This is a genomic window from Streptomyces sp. DH41, assembly GCF_029813785.1.
GTDB lineage: Bacteria > Actinomycetota > Actinomycetes > Streptomycetales > Streptomycetaceae > Streptomyces.
Genome location: NZ_JARVKY010000015.1, coordinates 104,313 through 125,820, shown reverse-complemented (window position 1 = coordinate 125,820; position 21,508 = coordinate 104,313). Strand labels below are relative to the sequence as shown.

Annotated in this window: 20 protein-coding genes; 10 read left to right on the top strand and 10 right to left on the bottom strand. The window is 73.1% G+C overall.

Features of this window, described 5'->3' with window-relative positions:
- Positions 1-150 precede the first annotated feature (150 nt).
- Both QC283_RS23830 and QC283_RS23825 read left to right on the top strand, forming a co-directional pair.
- Positions 151-1,176, top strand: coding sequence for an ATP-binding cassette domain-containing protein (locus QC283_RS23830; RefSeq protein ID WP_279563680.1), 1,026 nt, complete (start codon positions 151-153; stop codon positions 1,174-1,176).
- Positions 1,173-2,027, top strand: a complete 855-nt coding sequence (locus QC283_RS23825) for an ABC transporter permease (RefSeq protein WP_279563679.1) — start codon at positions 1,173-1,175, stop codon at positions 2,025-2,027. The genes QC283_RS23830 and QC283_RS23825 overlap by 4 nt, the downstream gene beginning before the upstream one ends.
- Positions 2,028-2,038: 11 nt before the next feature.
- Here QC283_RS23825 and QC283_RS23820 read toward each other — a convergent pair whose 3' ends face one another.
- A complete protein-coding gene (locus QC283_RS23820; RefSeq protein WP_279563678.1) occupies positions 2,039-5,413 on the bottom strand; it encodes an AfsR/SARP family transcriptional regulator in 3,375 nt (1,124 codons plus the stop codon).
- A gap of 429 nt (positions 5,414-5,842) precedes the next feature.
- Between QC283_RS23820 and QC283_RS23815 the strand changes: the two genes are divergently transcribed.
- Positions 5,843-6,640: a site-2 protease family protein gene (locus QC283_RS23815; RefSeq protein ID WP_279563677.1), complete on the top strand. Its 798-nt coding sequence runs from the start codon at positions 5,843-5,845 to the stop codon at positions 6,638-6,640.
- A gap of 6 nt (positions 6,641-6,646) precedes the next feature.
- On the opposite strand, the gene QC283_RS23810 is transcribed toward QC283_RS23815, so the two are convergent.
- Both QC283_RS23810 and npdG read right to left on the bottom strand, forming a co-directional pair.
- Entirely contained in the window at positions 6,647-6,838 is a 192-nt protein-coding gene (locus QC283_RS23810; protein WP_279563676.1) for a hypothetical protein, read from the bottom strand.
- Between the two features lie 86 nt (positions 6,839-6,924).
- On the bottom strand, positions 6,925-7,632 hold the full coding sequence (gene npdG, locus QC283_RS23805) for an NADPH-dependent F420 reductase (RefSeq protein WP_279563675.1): 708 nt from the start codon (positions 7,630-7,632) through the stop codon (positions 6,925-6,927).
- A gap of 224 nt (positions 7,633-7,856) precedes the next feature.
- On the opposite strand from npdG, the gene QC283_RS23800 reads away from it, so the two are divergent.
- Entirely contained in the window at positions 7,857-8,459 is a 603-nt protein-coding gene (locus QC283_RS23800; protein ID WP_279563674.1) for a hypothetical protein, read from the top strand.
- A gap of 142 nt (positions 8,460-8,601) precedes the next feature.
- On the opposite strand, the gene QC283_RS23795 is transcribed toward QC283_RS23800, so the two are convergent.
- Positions 8,602-8,844 (bottom strand): hypothetical protein, encoded by a 243-nt coding sequence (locus QC283_RS23795; protein ID WP_279563673.1) that lies wholly within the window; start codon positions 8,842-8,844, stop codon positions 8,602-8,604.
- Positions 8,845-8,921: 77 nt separating this feature from the next.
- On the opposite strand from QC283_RS23795, the gene map reads away from it, so the two are divergent.
- Both map and QC283_RS23785 read left to right on the top strand, forming a co-directional pair.
- Complete coding sequence (gene map, locus QC283_RS23790) at positions 8,922-9,779, top strand: type I methionyl aminopeptidase (protein WP_279563672.1); 858 nt, start codon at positions 8,922-8,924, stop codon at positions 9,777-9,779.
- 141 nt (positions 9,780-9,920) lie between these two features.
- Positions 9,921-10,568 (top strand): biliverdin-producing heme oxygenase, encoded by a 648-nt coding sequence (locus tag QC283_RS23785; RefSeq protein ID WP_279563671.1) that lies wholly within the window; start codon positions 9,921-9,923, stop codon positions 10,566-10,568.
- A gap of 40 nt (positions 10,569-10,608) precedes the next feature.
- Here QC283_RS23785 and QC283_RS23780 read toward each other — a convergent pair whose 3' ends face one another.
- Positions 10,609-11,229: a TetR/AcrR family transcriptional regulator gene (locus QC283_RS23780; protein WP_279563670.1), complete on the bottom strand. Its 621-nt coding sequence runs from the start codon at positions 11,227-11,229 to the stop codon at positions 10,609-10,611.
- Between the two features lie 130 nt (positions 11,230-11,359).
- On the opposite strand from QC283_RS23780, the gene QC283_RS23775 reads away from it, so the two are divergent.
- On the top strand, positions 11,360-12,184 hold the full coding sequence (locus QC283_RS23775) for an SDR family oxidoreductase (RefSeq protein ID WP_279563669.1): 825 nt from the start codon (positions 11,360-11,362) through the stop codon (positions 12,182-12,184).
- A gap of 58 nt (positions 12,185-12,242) precedes the next feature.
- On the opposite strand, the gene QC283_RS23770 is transcribed toward QC283_RS23775, so the two are convergent.
- From QC283_RS23770 to QC283_RS23755, 4 genes are read right to left on the bottom strand one after another with little or no spacing between them, the layout of a single operon-like run.
- A complete protein-coding gene (locus QC283_RS23770) occupies positions 12,243-12,887 on the bottom strand; it encodes a PhzF family phenazine biosynthesis protein (protein ID WP_279563668.1) in 645 nt (214 codons plus the stop codon).
- Between the two features lie 8 nt (positions 12,888-12,895).
- On the bottom strand, positions 12,896-13,741 hold the full coding sequence (locus QC283_RS23765; protein ID WP_279563667.1) for a hypothetical protein: 846 nt from the start codon (positions 13,739-13,741) through the stop codon (positions 12,896-12,898).
- Between the two features lie 32 nt (positions 13,742-13,773).
- Positions 13,774-15,360: an HtaA domain-containing protein gene (locus QC283_RS23760; protein WP_279563666.1), complete on the bottom strand. Its 1,587-nt coding sequence runs from the start codon at positions 15,358-15,360 to the stop codon at positions 13,774-13,776.
- A 56-nt stretch (positions 15,361-15,416) separates the two neighbouring features.
- The gene (locus QC283_RS23755; protein WP_279563665.1) at positions 15,417-16,853 is read right to left on the bottom strand and encodes an HtaA domain-containing protein; all 1,437 of its coding nucleotides are present in this window, start codon (positions 16,851-16,853) and stop codon (positions 15,417-15,419) included.
- Positions 16,854-16,955: 102 nt separating this feature from the next.
- On the opposite strand from QC283_RS23755, the gene QC283_RS23750 reads away from it, so the two are divergent.
- Both QC283_RS23750 and QC283_RS23745 read left to right on the top strand, forming a co-directional pair.
- The gene (locus tag QC283_RS23750) at positions 16,956-18,146 is read left to right on the top strand and encodes a heme/hemin ABC transporter substrate-binding protein (protein WP_279563664.1); all 1,191 of its coding nucleotides are present in this window, start codon (positions 16,956-16,958) and stop codon (positions 18,144-18,146) included.
- Positions 18,143-19,240 carry a FecCD family ABC transporter permease gene (locus QC283_RS23745; RefSeq protein ID WP_279563663.1) on the top strand — a complete coding sequence of 366 codons (1,098 nt, stop codon included), beginning with the start codon at positions 18,143-18,145 and terminating at the stop codon, positions 19,238-19,240. Before QC283_RS23750 ends, QC283_RS23745 begins: the two co-directional genes overlap by 4 nt.
- 94 nt (positions 19,241-19,334) lie before the next feature.
- Here the strand turns inward: QC283_RS23745 and QC283_RS23740 are convergent, their stop codons facing one another.
- On the bottom strand, positions 19,335-20,492 hold the full coding sequence (locus QC283_RS23740) for an RNA-guided endonuclease InsQ/TnpB family protein (protein ID WP_279563662.1): 1,158 nt from the start codon (positions 20,490-20,492) through the stop codon (positions 19,335-19,337).
- 170 nt (positions 20,493-20,662) lie between these two features.
- On the opposite strand from QC283_RS23740, the gene QC283_RS23735 reads away from it, so the two are divergent.
- Positions 20,663-21,508, top strand: a complete 846-nt coding sequence (locus tag QC283_RS23735) for a heme ABC transporter ATP-binding protein (RefSeq protein WP_279563661.1) — start codon at positions 20,663-20,665, stop codon at positions 21,506-21,508.

The following is a 21,508-nucleotide window of genomic DNA, read 5'->3' as shown; positions in this document are numbered from 1 at the left end:
GCGGTACGACACCGGCCCCGCCGATCTTCCCCCGTCGGCGGGGCCGGTGGTTCCTTCCCCGGCACCCGGCGCACCCCGTTCCGGGTCCTGTCGGCGGGGTGTCGGTGACATGTCGGTCGTTTGTCGGTGGGGGCTGACAACGTCGTCGGCATGAAGCGAATCGACGACAACCCCCCGGCCGCGGGCAGCGCGGTCACCGTGCGGGGGCTGGTCAAGCACTACGGCGAGACCAAGGCGCTGGACGGCGTCGACCTGGATGTGCGCGAGGGCACCGTGATGGGTGTGCTCGGACCGAACGGCGCCGGCAAGACCACCCTCGTCCGCATCCTGTCCACCCTGATCACGCCCGACGCCGGCCAGGCGCACGTCGCCGGCTACGACGTCGTACGGCAGCCGCGGCAGCTGCGGCGGGTGATAGGACTCACCGGGCAGTACGCGTCCGTGGACGAGAAGCTCCCCGGCTGGGAGAACCTCTACCTGATCGGACGGCTGCTCGACCTGTCCCGCAAGGACTCGCGCGCGCGGGCCGACGAGCTGCTGGAGCGGTTCTCGCTCACCGAGGCCGGCAAGCGGCCCGCGGCCACCTACTCGGGCGGCATGCGGCGGCGGCTGGACCTGGCGGCCTCCATGATCGGACGCCCGGCCGTCCTCTATCTCGACGAGCCCACCACGGGTCTGGACCCGCGCACCCGCAACGAGGTGTGGGACGAGGTCAAGCGCATGGTCGGCGACGGCGTCACCGTGCTGCTCACCACCCAGTACATGGAGGAGGCCGAGCAGCTCGCCTCCGAGCTGACCGTCGTCGACCGCGGCAAGGTCATCGCGAACGGCGGCATCGAGGCGCTGAAGGCCAAGGTCGGCGGGCGCACCCTGCGCGTCCGGCCGGCCGACCCGCTGCAACTGCGTCCGCTCGCCGCCTTCCTGGACGAGCTGGGCATCACCGGGCTGGCCACCGCGACCGTGGACGCGCAGCGCGGTGCGGTCCTGGTGCCGATCCTCAGTGACGAACAGCTGACCGCCGTGGTCGGCGCGGTCACCGCGCGCGGCATCACGATCGCCTCCATCACCACCGAACTGCCCAGCCTGGACGAGGTCTTCCTGTCCCTCACCGGCCACCGCGCCAGTGCCCCGCAGGACCCCGCGCCCGCCGACGCCCGCGAGGAGGTCGCCGTATGAGCGCCACCACCACCACCGACACCCCGGCCTCCACCGTCCCCGCTCCCGTGCCGGCGCCGCTGTCCGCCGACGCCCGGATCTCGGTGCGCGGGCATCTGCGGCACACCAGCGCGCTGGTCCGCCGCAACCTGCTGTGGATCCGGCAGGACCCGGAGTCGATGTTCGACGCCGTCCTGTTCCCGATCGTCTTCACGCTCCTGTTCGTGTACGTCTTCGGTGGCTCCATCGGGCAGTCGCTGGGCGGCGGGCAGCAGGCCTACGTGCAGTACGTCATCCCCGGCCTGATGGCCATGATGGGCATGAACATGGCCCAGGGGGTCGGCACCGGCTTCAACCAGGACTTCAACTCCGGTGTCATGGACCGCTTCCGGTCCCTGCCGATCGGGCGCGGCTCGGTGCTGTTCGCCAAGATCGCCGTGGAGCTGCTGCGGATGCTGTTCGCGACCGTGGTGCTGATGGTCGTCGCTCTGCTCGTCGGCTTCGACATCACCAACTGGGCCGGTCTGCTGGCCTCCATCGGACTGTCCGCGGTGTTCGGTTCGGCGCTGATGTGGGTCTTCATCACCCTCGGCGTGATCATGAAGAACGCCCAGTCCGTGCAGGCGATGGGCTTCCTGGTGCTGATGCCGCTCCAGTTCGGCTCGTCGATCTTCGCGCCGACCGACTCGATGCCGGACTGGCTGCGGGCGTTCACCGACTACAACCCGCTCTCCGCCCTCGCGGACACCGCGCGCGGGCTGATGGTGGGCGGCCCCGTCACGCACGACCTGTGGGTGACGCTGGGCTGGTCGGCGGCCCTGACGGCGGTGATGGCGCCGGTCGCCATCCACAAGTTCCGTACGAAGAGCTGAGCACGTCCGCGTCAGACGAGGGCGACGGCCTCCTCCACCGAGAGACCGACGCCCTCGGCGTACGCGGCCTCGTACGCCTCGGTGTCGAGCGCCTGACGGACACGTACGGTGGCCCGTTCCCGGCAGTCCCGCTCCATGGCCGTCGTGACGTGGCTGCCCGGCATCATGGCGACGGCGGCGCCGAGACACCGGGCGGCGTCCCGTGCCCTGCGTCCGCCGTCGACGCGGGCCAGCGCCATCGCCGCGACGGTGAGGTAGGCGGAGCGCATCTGCGGGGCGATGGCCACGGACAACGGGTCGTCGGCCCGCTCCAGCGCCCGGCGAATTCCGGTCAGGGACTCCTCGTTCCGGTCTTCCAGAGTGGCCACCCAGGCCTCGGAGGCGAGAATGAAGGCGTCGAAGACGACGAAGTGGGAGAGCGTGAACTCCTCGCGCAACAGGGCCAGTTGTTCGCGCGCCTCGGCGACCCGGTCGGTCATGCCCAGCCATCCGGCGAGGAAGAGCCGGGCGGCGGGCAGGGCGCCGTTGTGCACCGTGCCGGTCTGGTCCTCGATCACCTCGCGCAGGATCCGCTCGCCGCGTTCGGCCGCCTCCGGGTCACCGGAGTCCACCAGCGCGCTGCCGAGCCGGGCGCCGAGCACCGCGACCTGGGCGTGGGCCCCGAGGCGTTCGGCGTGCTCCGCGGCGGCCTCGTAGTCGATGGCGGCGAGCAGGTGCTCGCCCCGGCGTTCGCGGGCCTCGGCGCGTGCGGACAGCGCCTCGGCGGTGCCCCAGGCATCGCCGAGGCGCTGGTAGATCTCCAGCGCCTCGTCGGCGTCGTGGGCCGCGTCACCCGCCCAGTCGGTACGGTTGGCGAGGAGGTTGGCACGCATCTGGAGGCTGCCGGCCAGCTCCCACTCGTATCCGGGGGTCACGCGGCAGGTTCGTACGGTCGCGTCCATGATCTCGCGCAGCCGCTTCATGTCACCGCTGAGCATCACGGCGTAGAACCAGAGCAGCCCCGGGCTGCGGCAGGTCTGCGGCAGGCCGGGTTCGTAGGTGGCGGAAATGGCCCGCAGTTTGGCCTGCGCCGCCGGCGTCTGCCACGCCTCCAGCTCGGTGTCCATGCAGGCCAGGTGGGCCAGGTGGACCCCGCGCCGAGCCTCCGCGAGCACCTCCCCGGTCAGCGGGGGCGGCGCCGCCGTGCACCACTCCCACACCGGCTCGGCCCGGCTGACCGGCTCGGCGAACGGGTCGGGTCCCAGAGCCATCACCTCGCTGCACCAGGTTCGGGCCTCGACGCGCAGGTCGCGCATCTGCCAGTACCAGACCAGCGACAACGACAGGCTCAGCGCCTCCTGTTCATCGCGCTCGGCGACGGCGTGGCGCAGTGCGGCGCGGATGTTGTCGTACTCCCGCTCCAACCGCTCGATGGCGGAGAGCTGGTCCGGTCCGCGCAGCAGCGGGTCGGTGGTCCGGGCCAGTTCGCGGTAGAACGCCAGGTGCGCGCGCTCTGCCCCGGCGCGTCCGCCGGCCTCGTCGAGGCGTTCACCGGCGTACTCGGCGACGGTCTCCAGGAGCCGGTAGCGCATGCCGTCGCTTCCGGACGGCGCGGCCACCACCAGCGACTTGTCGACCAGGGAGCCGAGGGCCTCCAGGGCGGCGGGCCCGCACACCGCCTCGGCGGCGGCGAGGTCGCAGCCGCCCGCGAAGACGGACAGGCGCCCGAGGACGGCCCGTTCGTCCTCGTCGAGCAGGTCCCAGGACCAGTCGACGACCGCGCGCAGCGTCTGCTGCCGGGGCCGGACGGTGCGGCTGCCGGAGGTGAGCAGGCGGAAGCGGTCGTCGAGGCGGTCGGCGATCTGACGCGGGGTGAGCATGCGCAGCCGGGCGGCGGCCAGTTCGATGGCCAGCGGCAGCCCGTCCAGGCGGCGGCAGATCTCCGCGCAGGCGGCCGCGGTCTCCTCGTCGGCGTCGGTGCGGAAGCCGGGGCGGGCGGCGGCGCCCCGGTCGGCGAGCAGCCGCAGCGCGACCGGCTCGGGCAGCGGCTCCACCGGGCGCAGCACCTCCCCCGGTACGCCGAGGGGTTCGCGGCTGGTGGCGAGGACGGTCAGGTTCGGGCAGCGGGCGAGCAGTTCCTCGGCGAGGCGGGCGGCGGCGTCGACGACGTGCTCGCAGTTGTCGAGGACGATCAGCATGCGGCGCCGGCCGCAGTGCTCGACGAGGCGCTCGACGGCGCCGGCCTGCCGGTCGGCGCTGCCCCGCCGGTCGGTGACGGCCCGCATCTCCTCGGCGCCGGCGCCGTAGAGCACGGTCTCGCGGGCGCCGACGGCGGTCAGCACGGCCTCCGGTACGGCGCCGGGGTCGTCGACGGGGGCGAGCTCGGCCAGCCACACGCCGTCCCGTGCCGTGTCCCCGACCCCCTCGGCGGCCTCCTGCGACAACCGGGTCTTGCCGGCGCCGCCGGGCCCGAGGAGGGTGACGAGGCGCGTGGCGGCCAGGTCGGCGCGGAGGGCGTCCAGGTCGGCGTCCCGGCCTACGAAGGAGGTGAGCCGGGCGCGGAGGTTGCCACGGGGGCGGGGCACCATGGCGGGGACGTCCGGGGGTGCCTGGTGCGTGGGAGGCGTGGGGTACGCGAGGTGCGTGGGGGGCGCGGGTGCCGAGGAAACCGGGGGTATCGGGGGGTTGAGCAGCACCGCGTGCAGCGCCCGCAGTTCGGGCCCGGGATCGGTGCCGAGCCGGTCCGCGAGCAGCCGGCGTACGGCCTCGTAGGCGGCCAGCGCCTCGGCGGTGCGGCCGGTGTCGCGCAGGGCGCGCAGCCGCAGGGCCTGGAGGGGCTCGTCCAGGGGGTGTCCGTCGCACAGCGCGGTCAGCTCGGGCAGGGAGTGCTCGGCCTGCCCGAGGTCCAGGGCGGCGGTGTGGCGGGCGCGCAGGGCGTCCAGGCGCCGGGTCTCCCAGCGGGCCGCCTCGGCGGTGCGGTCGGGCAGGTCGGCGAGGGCGGGGCCGTGCCACAGGGCGAGTGCGTCGTCGAGCACGGCGGCCGCCTTGGCGGGGTCGCCGTCGGCGAGGGCGCGGGTGCCCTCGCCGACCAGCCGGTCGAAGCGGTGCAGGTCGATGTCGTCGGGGGCGGTGGTGAGCCGGTAGCCGCCGTCGGCGGAGGCGACCGCGTCCGCGCCGAGCGTCCGGCGCAGCCGCCCGACCAGTGCCTGCAACGCACCCGGCGCGTCGGCGGGCGGGTCGCCGTCCCACACCTCCTCCACCAGCAGCCCCGCGGGCACGGCGCGGCCGGGCCTGAGGGCGAGCACGGTCAGCAGCGCGCGCAGCCGCGCACCGCCGACCGGGACGACGGTGCCGTCGGAGCGGATTACCTGTGTGGTGCCGAGGATGCGATAGCGCACGGGGTCCATTGTCCCCGCTGCCGTCTCAGCCGGTCACGGGGTTTTGACGGCACGGCGTGTGGCGCCGCGACTCCGGCTCCCCCGCACCGCCGTCGGGCGCCGCCGGGACCGGCCCGCACAGCCCACCGGTTCTCTGGAACCTTGCCTCTTCCCCCTTCCGTCTTCCCCCTTCCGTCTTCCCCCCTCCGTCTTCCCCCTTCCGTCTTCCCCCTTCCGTCTTCCGCCGGCCCGGCTGCCCGCCTGCCCGCCTGCCCGCCTTCCCGCGGAGCCTTCCGTCCGTGCCGCGGAACCTCCCGCCGCCCGCGAGACGTTTTCCCGGTGCGCCCGGTACGGTCGGGCAGTCCCACCGACCCCGGTCCGATCCAGGTCGGACCCGGCCCCGGTCCGATCCCGGTCCGGCCCGCGGGTCCCATGTGTGTCCGACAGCCAGGGAGTCCCATGACCAGCGCCACCGCCCGCCCCAGTGACCGGCGGATCAGTCCCGTGTTCCTCGGGATCGTCGCCGTCGCCGCGGTCACGGGCTGGGCCACCTGGACCGGGTTCGCCGAGCAGCCGGGCGTCGCCGTGTTCCTGTTCGTGACGGCCGCGTGGGTCGTGTCGCTGTGCCTGCACGAGTACGCGCACGCCCGCACCGCGCTGCACGGCGGCGACATCTCGGTCGGCGCGAAGGGCTATCTCACGCTGAACCCGGTCAAGTACACCCACGCCCTGCTGAGCATCGTGCTCCCGGTGCTGTTCGTGATCATGGGCGGGATCGGCCTGCCGGGCGGTGCGGTGTTCATCGAGCGCGGGCGGATCCGGGGCCGCTGGCGGCACAGTCTGATCTCGGCCGCGGGCCCGCTGACGAACGTCCTGTTCGCGATGGTGTGCACGGCCCCGTTCTGGCTGGACGCGCTGGACGGTGTGCCGCGCGACTTCCGGATCGCGCTGGCCTTCCTGGCGCTGCTCCAGGTCACGGCCGCGATCCTGAACTTCCTGCCGGTGCCGGGCCTGGACGGCTACGGGGTGATCGAGCCGTGGCTGTCGTACAACGTGCGGCGGCAGGTGGAGCCGCTCGCGCCGTTCGGGCTGCTGATCGTCTTCGCGCTGCTGTGGATCCCGGCGCTCAACGGCGTGTTCTTCGACGCCATCGACGCGGTCCTGCGCGGCCTCGGGATCAGCGAGATCGACACGTACTGCGGCTTCGAGCTGTACCGCTTCTGGCAGACGGACGAGCTGTGCTCGGTCGTCGGCTGACGCCCCTCAGCCCGTGACGGACGTGGCGCGGCGGGCGTCCCGGCCGCGCTTGACGTAGTACCAGCACATGTTGGACGACACCCCCGACAGCAGCACCCACACGACGCCGATCAGCACGCTGCCCTGCACGAAGGAGACGACGGCGGCGGCCACGGCGAGTACGCAGACGGCCAGGGCGTAGAGGGCGAGGCGGGGCATGGTGCGGGCTCCTGTCGGGGGACACGGCGGGCACTGCGGGTGCCGTGTCGCGGTCTGGCTGGCACCCACCAGTGTCCCCCATCGCCTCAGACGTCGGTGACGCGGAGCCCGGCGTGTGCCTTGTAGCGGCGGTTGACGGAGATCAGGTTGGCGACGAGCGACTCGACCTGGTGGGCATTGCGCAGCCGCCCCGCGAAGACGCCGCGCATGCCGGGGATGCGCCCGGCGAGGGCCTGCACGATCTCCACGTCGGCGCGCTCCTCGCCGAGCACCATGACGTCGGTGTCGATCTCGTCGATCTCCGGGTCCTGGAGGAGGACGGCGGACAGGTGGTGGAAGGCGGCGGCGACCCGGCTGTCCGGCAGCAGGGCGGCGGCCTGCTCGGCGGCGCTGCCCTCCTCGGGCTTGAGCGCGTAGGCGCCCTTCTTGTCGAAGCCGAGCGGGTTGACGCAGTCGACGACGAGCTTGCCGGACAGTTCCTCGCCCAGGGACTCGAGGGTCTTGCCGTGGCCGTCCCACGGCACGGCGACGATCACGATGTCGCTGCGGCGGGCGGTCTCCGCGTTGTCGGCGCCCTCGACGCCGTGCCCGATCTCCTCGGCGGCGGCCTCGGCGCGCTCGGCGGCGCGCGAGCCGACGATCACCTTCTGGCCGGCCTTGGCGAGGCGGTAGGCGAGGCCCTTGCCCTGGGGGCCGGTGCCGCCGAGCACGCCGACGACGAGCCCGGAGACGTCGGGCAGGTCCCAGGGGTCCTTGGCGGGGGCCTTCTGTGCAGCACTGTCGGTAGAGGTCATGGGCCGACCCTACGTCCGCCCCGGCCGCCTGGCGGGTCGAGGTCCCACCCAGTGCCGGACCGTCCCCGGACTGCCCCGAGGCCGGGTTGTTCCCGGGGCGAGGCTGTCTACGAGGCGGGGCTGTCCCCGGGCCGCGCGATGGTCGTCCCCGGCCGTCCCCAGGACGGGCGAATCCGGGGCGAACCCCGGGCCGCGCGGGCCGGGTTGCGGCAGTATGCGGGCCCATGGACGCCGTACGGGTCGCGCTGTTGCGGGAAGTGCTCGCCGGGACCGAGTGGCTGGGGGCCACCCGGAGGTTCGCGGGGGCGCTGCGGGGGTCCGTGGTCCCGCACGGGGGCGGGCTGCTGCTGGTGGGCACCGCCGGGTACGAACCCTGGCATCTGGCGGCGCACCTGGTGGACGAGGCCGCCTGGTCGGGGACGCCGGGGCTGGCCCCCACGCTCGTACGGCACGACGCGCGCCCGTCGGACCCGGCGCACCTCGCGGTGGGCCTCGGACGGCTGGCGGCGGCCAGGCGCGGGGAGACGCTGCTGGTGGTGACGCCCGACGATCCCGGCGCCCCGCTCCTGGAACGGGTGCGCGACGCCCGCCGGGCCGGCGCGACGGTGCTGGCGCTCGGCACCGGCGAGCGGGAGCTGACGGCCATGGCGCACGAGACGCTGGCCGTGCCGGACGGCGCCGAGCTGGACCTGGACACGGTGCAGCACCTGGTGAGCGCGGCGGCCGGGGAGAACGCGGTGCCCCAGCCCCGGGGCCGCCGCCGCTTCCGGGACCGTCTCTCCCGCCTGGCCGACCATCTGACGGCCCCGCCTCCGTCCCGCTGGTGACCGGAGGCCGCTCCGGCCGTCAGTCCTCGTCCGGAGGCCGCCCCGGCCCGTCAGTCCTCGTCCGGAGGCCGCCCCGGCCCGTCAGTCCTCGTGCGGACGTCGCCCCGGCCCGTCAGTCCTCGTCCGGAGGCCGCCCCGGCCGTCAGTCATCGTCCGCGCGCCCCGTGGCGGAGGCGTCGTGCGGGTCGTGCCACTTCGGGTCGTTCTCCCATTCGAGGTTTCGCTCGCGGGCGGTCTCCATCGCGTGCTCGGCCTCCGTACGGGACGCGTACGGCCCGAAGCGGTTCTTGGCCGGGCACTCCGGCCCCTCCTCGACCTTCTTGTGTTCGAGGCAGTAGTACCACTCGCCCGGTTTTCCGACCGTGCGCTTCTTGAACAAGGCCATGACCGGCTCCTTTCGTCCACCCGTCGTCCACCTGCCGGGGACATGCTCCCGTATGCCCGCTGGTTAGACTCGCTGACATGTCTGGCCAGTCGCTGCTCGTACCAGGGGAGCTGTCTCCCACCCGTTCCGTACCCGGAAACATCCGCCGGCCCGAGTACGTGGGCAAACCCGCGCCGACGCCGTACTCCGGGCCGGAGGTGCAGACGCCCGAGACGATCGAGGCGATGCGCGTGGCCGGCCGGATCGCGGCGCGGGCGATGGAGGAGGCCGCGAAGATCATCGCGCCCGGTGTGACGACCGACGAGCTGGACCGGGTGGCACACGCGTACATGTGCGACCACGGCGCCTACCCCTCGACGCTCGGTTACCGCGGTTTCCCCAAGTCCCTGTGCAGCTCGGTCAACGAGGTCATCTGCCATGGCATCCCCGACTCCACGGTGCTGCGCGACGGTGACATCGTCAACCTCGACGTGACGGCGTACATCGGCGGTGTGCACGGCGACAACAACGCGACCTACCTGGTCGGTGACGTGGACGAGGAGAGCCGGCTGCTGGTCGAGCGCACCCGCGAGTCCCTGGCCCGCGCGATCAAGGCGGTCAGGCCGGGCCGGCAGATCAACATCATCGGCCGGGTCATCGAGTCGTACGCCAAGCGGTTCGGGTACGGGGTGGTGCGGGACTTCACCGGTCACGGGATCAACTCGTCGTTCCACTCGGGGCTGATCGTGCCGCACTACGACAGCCCGCACGCGACGACCGTCATCCAGCCCGGGATGACCTTCACCATCGAGCCGATGCTGACGCTCGGGACGCACGAGTACGACATGTGGGACGACGGCTGGACGGTCGTGACGAAGGACCGGAAGCGGACGGCCCAGTTCGAGCACACGCTGGTGGTGACGGACTCGGGGGCGGAGATCCTGACGCTGCCGTAGTGTCTCCCGCCGCACCGGTTCGAAGGTTCGAAGGCCCGCTCTCCTCGGAGGGCGGGCCTTCTCGTGTCCGGGTACGCTTTTACCGACAGGGCGTCGGAAAAGTATTGACTTAGGTAAACCTAACCATAGAAAATCGGCCCCATGGACTCCTTCTCGACCCTCATCCGCACGGCCTCCCACGAGCAGCACGTGGAGGCGGAGACCTCCACCTTCATGAGCGACCTGCTCGGCGGCCGGCTCGGCGTCGACGCGTACGCGCGCTACACCGAGCAGCTGTGGTTCGTCTACGAGGCCCTGGAGGCCTGCGCCGGCCGGCTGGCGTCGGACCCGGTGGCCGGGCCGTTCGTCCGGCCGGAGCTGATGCGGCTGGCCTCGCTGGAGCGGGACCTGGCGCACCTGCGCGGCCCCCGGTGGCGGACGGGGCTGACCGCCCTGCCCGCGACCGAGGCGTACGCGGCCCGGGTGCGCGAGTGCGCCGAGCAGTGGCCGGCCGGGTACGTCGCCCACCACTACACGCGCTACCTCGGCGACCTGTCCGGCGGGCAGATCATCCGCGACAAGGCGGAGCGGACGTGGGGCTTCGCCAAGAAGGGCGACGGGGTCCGCTTCTACGTCTTCGAGGAGATCACCAACCCGGCCGCGTTCAAGCGCGAGTACCGCGAGCTGCTCGACGGCATCCGCGCGGACGACCTGGTCAAGCAGCGGGTCGTCGCCGAGTGCAAGCGGGCCTTCGCCCTGAACACGGCGGTCTTCCAGGGGCTGGGCGAGGAGTTCCCTCTCTCGGCGTGACTCCCCGGGCGATCGTGACCTGCCGGAAGACTCCGGCAGGTCACCTCCTGGGTGAGGGCGCGGTCAGGCCCGCGGCGAGGAACGCGACGACCGTCTCCGCCGCCGGGAAGGACGGCTCGGCGGCGGCACGTCCCACGGCCTGGGGACGCCCGTAGAGCTGCAGGAGGAGCGTGAACGCGAGCCGCCAGCGATCGGCGACCTCGTGCACGGTGAGATGGGGCAGCGCCCTGCCGAGCATCACCTCGAAGGGCGCGCTGCCGAACCAGGGGACGTTCAGGCGTGGCGGGTCGGCGTCCAGACAGGTCTGGGCGAGCAGGCTGCAGAGCACGCGTCCGCGCGCGGAGCGGACCATGTCGTCGAACGGCTCCACCAGGGCCCTGACCAGCGCCGTCATGTCGATCTCGGGCGGACCCGAGTCGTCCGACACGGCGGTCTCGGCCAGTTCCTCCAGGCGGTCGCCCCACCGGGGCTGCAGTTCCCGTTCGAGGAGCGCCGCCACCAGGCCGTCACGGGACCCGAAGTGGTAGTGGGCGGCCCCGGGGTTCAGACCCGCCTCGCTGTTGATGGCACGGACGGACACCTGGTTCACACCATGGTCGAGGAAGAGCTTCTCCGCCGCGTCCAGCAGCCGGTCCCTGGTAGAGGACGTTTCATCCGCCATGTGGCTCATTGGAGCACACTGTCGGGGAGTACCCTTCAATCACTGATTGGATGCTGATTGGTGAGCTGGGCGGCGCCGCCCACGCGGCTGCCCCACGCCTCCCTCCCCGACTTTGAGAGGACTCCCCACCATGGGTACCCACGTCGTCACCGGAGCCGCCTCCGGGATGGGCGCCGCGACCGCCCGCGTGCTGCGCGAAGCCGGCCACACGGTCATCGGGATCGATCTGCGCGATGCCGACATCACCGCCGACCTCGGCACCGACGAAGGCCGCGCGGCAGCGGTCTCCAAGGTGCTGGAGCGGTGCGCCGGCCGGCTCGACGGGGTGGCGGCCGTCGCGGGTGTCGGACCCTCGATGCCGGACGCCGGCACCGTCGTCTCCGTCAACTACTTCAACCCCGTGCGCCTGCTGGAGGGGCTGCTCCCCGCACTCGCCGCGTCCGGCGCGGGTCGCGTCGTGGTGATCGGCTCCAACTCCTCGACCACCGTCCCGATGATCGACGACCAGCTCGTCGGGCACCTCCTCGCCGGCGACGAGGAGACGGCCCGCGAGCACGCCCGCGCGGCCCAGGACGCGGCACCCGCCTCGGTCCGGGCCACTTCCCCGACCATCTCCGCCTACGCGACCACCAAGTTCGCGCTGGCCCGCTGGGCCCGGCGGACCGCCGTCACCCCCGAGTGGGCCAGGCGGGGCGTCCTGCTCAACGTGGTCGCCCCCGGGGCCGTCGTCACCCCGCTGATGCTCGCCGGCGGCCGTCCCGAGGACCTGGACGCGGACGCCTTCCCCACGCCCATGCCGCTCGGCGTGTTCGGCGACCCGGAGGACATCGCCTTCTGGGTACACCAGTTCCTCCGCCCGGAGGCCCGTTTCACCACCGGCGCCGTCCTGTGCGTGGACGGCGGCACGGACGCCGCCATGCGCCCCGACGCCCAGCCCACGGCGATGACCGTCTGACCCGGTCCCAGAGGCCGGACCGCCCGGTCACGGACGCTCGTCCCTGCCCGGGCCGGCGTCAGCGCTCCAGGTACACCCGTCCCCCGATCTCCGTCCACCCGTGCGGCTGCGGTGCCGTCAGGATCTGTGAGCCCGTGCCCTGCGTGATGTTCAGGGCGCGTCCCAGGCGGTCGGTGAGCAGGAGAGCGGCGGCGCCGGTCGCCTCGTCCTCGTCGATGCTGTCGTCCCTTCCTGGGAAGGCACGGGCGCGGACACGGCCCGCCGGCTCGTCGTCCCAGGCCCAGGCGTAGATCCACTCCCCGGGCGGCGGCACCGGCAGGTCCTCCACCTCGGCGACGGTGGCGTACTGGCGCAGGGTGCGCGGCGGCACCCACTCCGCCCGGGCCTCGATCCAGCAGAACTCCCCGTCCTGCCGGGCGCCCACCACGCCCGCCGGGGTGACGAGTTCGGGCACGTCGAGCAGCCAGGCCGCGCCGACGCAGGGGTAGCCGGCGAACGGGAGGCGCAGGGTGGGCGTGTAGATGTCGATGACACCGCGCTCGGGGTCGTCGACGAACACGGTCTCGCTGAAGCCGAGTTTCGCGGCGAGTTCCTGCCGCTCGGCCCGGTCCGGCAGCACGGAGCCGTCCCGGACGACACCGAGCTCGTTGCCGTATCCGCCGTTCGGCGCGCAGAAGACGCGCAGTACGTCGTAGTCAGTCACCGGGGCATTCAATCAAGCACCGCGTGGGCGGCGAGCGCGTCCCAGGCCGCGGGACCGCCGGGCAGCGGCCAGGAGACGGTGCGGGCCGGGTCGTACGGCAGGTCCGCCAGGGTGGCGGCGAGGGCCTGGTCCGTCGCCGGGCGCCGGGGTCCGGGCGTCGGCGCGGCGGTGCGGCGCAGGTGCTCCTCGACGCACTCGTCCGACTGCCGCCGCCAGACGTCCTCGTCGAGGACGCGCGTGAGCACCACGCACGCCGGGTCCCCGCCCTCCGCGAGCGCGGCGACCGCCCGGTCGTGCCCGTCGAGGATCAGCCAGCCGTCGAGGGCGGTGACGGACCACAGCAGCACCGGCGCCAGGGTCCCCTCGCGCGCCTGCCTCCGGTACGCCTTCACGCGGGGCGCGTCCGGCGGACTGAGCGGGCGCAGCGGTACGACGCCCTGCCAGCCGCCCGCGCACCAGTCGAGGTAGCAGTCGGGCCAGTCGCGTACGAGGTCGCCGGTCCAGACGTACGGGGGAAAGACGCGCCGCTCACCCAGGAGCCACCGGGCGTCGTGCAGTGGGCCGTTCGGGGCTTCCTCCAGCCAACGCGCGTACTGGTGGACCGGGTTGTGGTCGCCAAAGCGGGTGAGGGCGGCGCGCGGGGGTGGCAGGGGCGAGCGGTAGCCGCCCAGGTGGTGCAGGAAGAGCCCCTCGTTCGCGCCGTCCACCCGGCCGAGCAGCACCGGCCGGCCCTCCTGCCGCAGCAGCAACCGGCCGCCGTCCGCGGCCTCGAAGCGCAGCGGCGGCGGGCCGGGGCGGCCGCGGACGGCCAGGACCAGTGGTCCGGCCGTCCGTTCCCTCACCGCCCGTTTCATGCGGACAGTATCGGAGGGCCGCCCGCGTCCGTCTACGCCCGCGTCCGCCGCTTGCGTGCCGCGAACACCGCCCCCGCGCCGATCGCGACCGCGACGCCCGCCGCCGCGCCCAGGGCCGGGCCCGGGATGTCCGCGCCGGTGGAGGCCAGGCTGCCGCCGCCGAGCGCGCCGCCCGTGGTCGAGCCGGTGCCGCCGATGATGGAACCGGTACCTCCGGTCGTCGAACCGGATACACCGCCCGTGCCGCCCGTGCCGCCGGACGTGCCGCTGCCGTTGCCGTTGCCGTTGCCGTCCGGCAGCTGCGCGTCGTCGCTCAGCGCCACGGACAGGTCGACGGCGTCGAGCGCGGTGCCGGCCTGGTAGTTGCCGAAGATCTTCGCGCCGGCGCCGGTGAGCGTGGCGGCGACGCCGTCGACGGTGATGACGTCGTTGCGGGCGGTCAGGTCGGCGGAGCCGGCCTTGAGGTCGGCCAGGGCCACGCCCTCGGTCCGCGTACCGAGGCTGTTCACGTCGGCGACGAGCTTGCCGGTGCCGCCGTCGAGGGTGGCCTTGAGGTTGCTCAGGGTCAGGTCGAGGCCGTAAGTACCGTTCGTCTCGTGGCCCTTGAAGTTCACGGCGCCCTGGAAGGAGGCGGTGAGCCTGTCGGCGTCCGTGTCGTAGGTGCCGGTGGCGTTCTTGAAGGTGAAGGCGCCGTTCCCGGCCGCCTGGACGGCCCCGCCCGACACGGTGATCTTGCCCTTGGCGTAGCCGTCGACGACGTACGTGCGGAAGGACTCCTTCACGCCCCAGCCGAGGGTGCCGTCGGCTATCTCGCCCTTGGCGGGAACCTCGGTGGCGGGGGTGGAGGGCGTCGTGGCGGAGGGGGACGCGCCGGTGCCGGCGGACGCGGTCGGGCTCGGCTCGGACGAGGTGGTCCCGGTGGCCGTCGGCTCGGGATCCTTCGGGTCTTCCGGCTGCGTCCGCGTCGCCGTCGGGGAGGGGTCGGCGGTGGGGCCGGTGGTGGGACCGGTGGTGGGGTCCTGCGTGGTGGGTGTGGGGCTGGGCTCCGGCGGTGTCTTCCGCGTCACCGTCAGCGGGTCGCCCGCCGCGCCGCCGTAGCTCGCGCTGCCGAAGGCCTCCGCGGCCTCCTCGGTCAGCGTGGTCGCCATGTCCTTCATCTCGCGGGTGACGGCGACCGTGGCGAGCGGCACGTCGTCCTCGGTGGTGCCGCCCCGGGTCACGTCGGCGGTGATCTCGGCGTCCTCGCTGTCGAATCTCACGTCCGACAGCGTGAGCGCGAAGCCGTGTGCCGTGGACTCGATCGCGAGGCTGCCCTTGAAGGCGAGGTCCACGGTGTTCGCGGTCGACTCGTAGGTGCCCGTGCCGTCGACGAAGGTGAACGCGCCGTTGTCGGCGGCCTGCGTCGCTCCGTCGGCGGGGGTGAAACCGCCCTTGGCGAAGGTGGCGACGTAGGTGCGGTACGACTGCTTGATGCCCCAGGTCAGCTCGTAGTCCTTGAGCGGGACCTCGGCCGCCGAGGCGGTGGTCGCGCCGGCCGTGGCGAGGGCGGTGGCGCCGAGCGCGGCGGCCGTCGCCACGGCGGCGGCGAGTGCGGTGGTGCGGCGTCGTCTGACGGGCATGGCTCGGTTCTCCTTGGGTGGTGGGGGCCGCGGGCGGGCGACCGGGTGTCGTGGGTTCAGCCCTCGTGCGAGAGGTCCGAGGGGGACGTGGCGGGCCTGGCGCGGCGCCTGCGGACGGCGACGGCCACGAGCGCCGCGGCCACCAGCAGCAGGGCGCCGGCCGCGAGGGAAACGGGCAGGGCGGGGAAGTCGCCGTCGTCGGTGGCGCTCGCGACGGGTTCGGCGGAGGTCCGGGGCTCGGTGGTCCGCTTCGGCTGCGGGCTCGCGCTCGCCGTGGGCGCGCTGCCCAGGTCGGGCAGGGCGGGCAGTTTCGCGTCGGGGGTGAGGGCGACGGCCAGGGAGACCGGGTCCATCCCGGTGCCCGCCTGGTACATGCCGCCGAAGGCCTCGGCGCCGCGCGCGGTGAGTTTCGCGGGGGCCTCGGTCACCCGGACCAGGCCGTCGGCCGGCTTGAGGTCCTTGGCGGTGAAGGTGATCAGGGGCACCTTCTCGCCGGTCAGGTCCGGGCTCCTCACATCGGCGTACAGCGTGCCCCGGCCGTCCTCGACGGTGGCCCGTACGCCGCTGAGGCTCAGGTCGAGGCCGTGCGCTCCGGTGAAGCGCACCGCGCCCCGGAAGGCGGCGGTGAGGTCACCGTCCTCGTACGTCCCCTCGCCCCCCGGGAAGCGGAAGAGGGCGCCGCCGTCCTGGGCGCCCGCGGACAACGCCCACTTGCCGTCGGCGATGTCGCCGGTGACGTACTCGCGGAAGGTGCGGCGCACGCCCCAGTCGACGGCGCCGTCCTCGATCGCGCCGGTCGAGGTCCGCTCGGGGCTCGGTGACTTCTCCGTCCGGGTGGGCGTGCTCGACGGCTGCTTCTCCCGCTGCCGCGCGGGGGCCCGCACGTCCGCCGACAGGCTCACCGGGTCGAGGGCGGTGCCGGCGGTGTAGTACCCGGCGAAGGAGGCGGCGCCCTGGGTGGTGAGGGTGGCGGGCAGGTTGTCGAGGGCCACGGCGTCGCCGCCGCCCCTCATGTCGATGCCGCCCAGGGAGAGGGAGGCGAAGGGCACCTGACGGGACGTCGTGACCGCCCCGGTGTCCTTCGCCCTGCTGACGACGTCCACGTGGAGCGTGCCGGTGGAACCGGAGATGCTCACGGTGGGACGGCTGATGGTGAGGTCGAGCTGGTACGCGCCCGCGCCGGTGCGGTGACCGAGGAAGCGGACGCCGCCCAAGAAGGCGGCGCGGAAGGCACCCGTGTCGCCGTCGTAGGCGCCGGTCGCCGAGTGGAAGCGGAAGGCACTGCCGCCGACGGTGGCCGCTCCCCCGGACAGGGAGTAACTCCCCTTCGCGACGGGCCCGGTGACGTAGCTCTGGAACGACGACTTGATGCCCCAGTCGAGCCGTCCGCCCTGCACGGTCCGGCTCTCGGCGTGTGCGGCGGTCGCGGGGAGCAGGGCTCCGAGGACCACCGCGCACACCACGGTGACCAGGGCGCGTAGGCGGGCGGGCATGCGAAGTCCTCCGGATCGGGGGGCCGGTAGCGAACAAAGGTAAGGCTAACCTAAGCTCTAGCCGACTGATACTGGCGGTCGACGAGAGGAACGGACACCACCGTGCGACGCTTGCGAAACCGACTGGCGGGAGCACTGCTGTCCGTGCTCGCCCTCACCCTGACCGCGACCGGCTGCGGAGGCTCCTCCGGCGCCGCGTCCGACGCGGCGTCCGATGCGGCGTCCGATGCGGCGTCCGACGCCGGGACCGGCTCGGGGGCCGCCGCGGGGAGGGACCCCGTCGCCGACCGGGTCGAGGCGCTCGCGAAGACACCCGAGCCGAAGCTCCCGGTGTCCGTCCGTTCCGCCGACGGCGAGGAGGTGACGGTGGAACGGGCCGAGCGGGTGGTGCCCCTCTCCGGGAGCCTCAGCGAGATCGTCTTCACCCTCGGACTCGGCGACCGGGTCGTCGCCCGGGACGTCACCGCCACCTTCGAGCAGGCGGCGCGGCTCCCCGTGGTCACCCGGGGCCACGACGTCTCCGCCGAGAGCGTGCTGTCGCTCAGGCCTGACCTGGTGATCGCCGAGACCACCACCGGGCCGGAGGAGGCTGTCGGCCAGATCCGCGCCGCCGGTGTGCCGGTGCTGTTCGTCGAGGCGGCTCGGGGGCTCCAGGACGTGGGCCCGCGCATCCAGGCGGTCGCCGACGCACTCGGCGTACCGGCGGCCGGGAGGGAACTGACACAGCGCTCGGAGGACCGGATCACGGCCGTGCGCGCGGACGTCGAGGACGTCTCCCCCGGCGACCGGCCCCGCGTCGCCTTCCTGTACCTGCGCGGCTCGGCCTCCGTCTACCTCATCGGCGGCGAGGACTCCGGCGCCGGCTCACTGATCGAGGCGGCCGGGGCGGTGGACGCCGGGGCCGCCTCGGGCCTGGAGAAGGACTTCACCGCCATCACCAGCGAGGCGCTCGTCAAGGCGGCGCCCGACGCGATCCTCGTGATGAGCAAGGGACTCGAATCGGTCGGCGGCGTCGACGGACTGGTGGAGATCCCCGGTGTCGCCCAGACTCCGGCCGGTATGGACCGCCGGATCGTCTCGGTCGAGGACGGCGTACTCCTCAACTACGGCCCGCGCACCGACCAGGTGCTGAAGTCGGTCGTGGCCCAGCTGTACGGCGAGAACGGCGAGAACGGCGGGAACGGCGAGAACGGCGAGAACGGCGGGAACGGCGGGAACGGCGAGCGCGGCGGGAACGGCGAGAGCGGCGAGCGCGGCGAGCGCGGCGACGGCAGTGAAGGCGGCGACCGATGACCGTACTGGACAAGCCGGTCCGCCCCCGGACGCCCGCCGAGCCGCCCCCGCCCCCGCCTCGCGGCCGGCGCGCCACCCCCTGGCTGCTGACCGCCGCCCTGACCGCCGGTCTCCTCCTCCTCGTCCCGGTCGCGGCCGGTACCGGCGCCTATCCGGTCCCGGTCGGTGACGTACTCGGCTCGCTGCTGCACCGGACCGGACTCGGCGGTACGGAACTGGACCGGGTGGCCGAGTCGGTGCTGTGGAACGTGCGGTTCCCGAGGATCGTGCTGGCGCTGCTCGTCGGCGCCTCGCTGGGTTGCGCGGGCGCGCTGATGCAGGGCGTGTTCGGCAACCCGCTCGCCGAACCGGGGGTCATCGGCGTCTCCTCGGGCGCGGCGGTCGGCGCGGTCGCCGCCATCGCGTTCGGCCTGAACTTCCTCGGCGACTGGACGGTGTCCGTCTTCGCGTTCGTCTCCGGTCTGGTCACCGTCCTGGTGGTGTACGCGATGTCCCGCTCGGGCGGCCGTACGGAGGTCGTCACGCTGATCCTGACGGGCATCGCGGTGAACGCCTTCGCGGGGGCGCTGATCGGGCTGTTCCTGTTCTTCGCGGACACGGCGGCGGTCAACCAGATCACCTTCTGGCAGCTGGGCTCGCTCGCCCAGGCGACCTGGCCGAAGGTACTGGCGGTACTGCCCTGCGCGGCGGTCGGTCTCGGGCTGGCCCCGCTGTACGCCCGCCGCCTCGACCTCCTCGCGCTCGGCGAACGCTCGGCCCGGCACCTGGGCGTGGACGTGGAGCGGCTGCGGATCGTGCTGGTCCTGGTGATCGCGCTGCTGACCGCGGCGGCCGTGAGCGTGGCCGGGGTCATCGGCTTCGTCGGACTCGTCGTCCCGCATCTGCTGCGGATGGTGGCGGGCCCCGGGCACCGCTTCCTGATCCCGGGCAGCGCGCTGCTCGGCGCGCTCGTGCTGCTCGCCGCCGACCTGGCCGCACGCACGGTCGCCGACCCCGCCGAGCTGCCGCTCGGGGTACTGACGGCCCTGCTGGGCAGCCCGTTCTTCTTCTGGCTGCTGCGTCGCACCCGGCGCAGGCAGGGAGGTTGGGCATGAGAGGCGTCAACTACCTCCCCCTGAAGGGGGAGGCTTGCAGGCAGAGAGGAACGTGGTGCTGATGTTCCCCTATGGAACCCTGCGTCCGGAACGCCTATGGCGTTCTGGGGCGGTTGACTGCGCCCCGCTGCCACGCGGCATCGGCCCGGTGGGCGATGTTGCGGGAGCCGTTATGGTCCGCGTGCAGGACGATCCCGCAGGACCGGCAGGCGAACCGTGCTTGATCCACTCTGTTCGAGCGGTGGGTGTGCCAGCACTCGGAGCACTGGCGGGAGGTGTTGCGCGGGTCCACATGGACCACGGCAACACCCGCCCGCTTGGCCTTGTACTCGACAAAGGCGCCGAGCTGAGCGAAGGCCCAGGAGTGCAGTCGTGCCCGCTGGTCTTTCCTGGCCGTGACCCTCTGCCGGATACCGGTCAGGTCTTCCAGACCGATACCCCGCGAGGTGCGTTCAGCAGTGTGCACGAGCTTCTTGGCGATGATGTGGTTGCGCTGGGTGGCGTACCGGGCTTCCTTGCGCCGCTGGCGCTTGAGGACTCGAGCCGCGCTCTTGGTGCGCTTCTTCTGAAGCTTGCCGCGCAGGTCGCGCTTACGCTGCCGGTACCGGTTCACCTGACGGCTGGACATGATCTGGCCGTCCGAGGTGGTGGCGATGTTCACGATCCCGAGGTCCACCCCGAGGAAGCCGTCAGGCTCAGAAACCTCGGGTTCGGGGATGTCGATGGTGGCGATGAGGAAGAACATGCCGTCCCGCATCACCAGGTCGGACTCGCCCTTGCGCTGCGCGAGGAGCCGCATCGCCTCCGGGGAGCAGACGAACGGGATGCCCTTGAGCCGACCGGCCACCGTCCAGACCGACACCGTCCTGGTGTCCAGGTTCCAGGTCAGCATCCGGTCATCGAACGGTTGCGCCGACGTCTCACGGAAGCGGACCGGCTTCGACTCGGCCTTGATCCGTCGCTTCGAGCCCTCGGGGCCGTAGTTCCCGGCCCGAAGGTTCGCCTTGAACGTGGCGTAGGCGTCGCACACCTTCTTCACCGTGCGCACAGCGGCCTGTGCCCCGAGATCGAAGTCAGTCTTGATCCGGTGGTACACGGCCTCTTGCAGCACGTTCCGGCGCTTGAGGTCCTTCGCGAACGCCACCTGCGAGGCCGCGTTCGCGGCCCGATTGCAAGCACGCAGGGTCGCCGCCAGTGCGTCCGCGTCATACGCGGACGCAGGCAACAACTTCACCTGCGCGGTTATCTTCACGCAAGTGACACTAGTAACGCCTTGATCGGCGAGTCAACTCGTAGGCCTCTGCGGGCAGTCCGAGATCAACGGCGATCCGCCCTGGCGGCGGATCGCCGCTCCTTGCCCTGCTCCGCAGGAGCTTCGATTCCTCCCCGCCCTGAAGGACGGGGCATCCTCGAAGGAGACAGGTGAAACTTCCGGTGAAACTGGCGCGGCTGGTGCCGCCCCGCCCGGTGCCGCCGCCCCCGGCCGTGCCCGGCGACGTCCTCGCCGAGACCCATGACCTGCGCGTCCGCCTCGGCGGGCGGCCGGTCCTGGACGGCGTGGGCGTCACCGTCCGCGCGGGCGAGGTGCTCGCCCTGGTCGGCCCCAACGGCGCCGGCAAGTCCACCCTGTTGGGCGCCCTGGCCGCCGACGTCCCGGCCGCCGAGGGGGTCGTACGCGTCCACGGCCGTCCGGTGGCCGACTGGTCCGCGCCCGAACTCGCGCTGCGCCGGGCCGTGCTGCCGCAGTCGGCGTCGCTGTCCTTCCCGTTCCCGGTCGAGGAGGTCGTCCGGATGGGCCGGGCGCCCTGGGCGGGGACCGGCCTGGAGGACGAGGACGACGCGGCGGTGGCCGAGGCGATGGCGCGCACAGAGGTGACGGGCTTCGCCGGGCGGCCGTTCTCCGCGCTCAGCGGCGGCGAGCGGGCCCGGGTCGCGCTCGCCCGCGTCCTCGCGCAGCGAACTCCCCTGCTGCTGCTCGACGAACCGACCGCGGCACTGGACCTGCGCCACCAGGAACTGGTGCTGCGACTGTGCCGGGAGCGGGCGCGCGCCGGGGACGCGGTGGTCGTCGTACTGCACGACCTCTCGCTGGCGGCGGCGTACGCGGACCGGGTCGCGATCCTGCGCGCCGGCCGGGTCGCGGCCGACGGGCCGCCGTCGGAGGTCCTCTCCGAGGGGCTGCTCCGCGAGGTCTACGAACAGCCGGTGGAGGTGCTGCCGCACCCGCGCACGGGGGCGGTGCTGGTCGTCCCCCGGCGTGAACCGTGA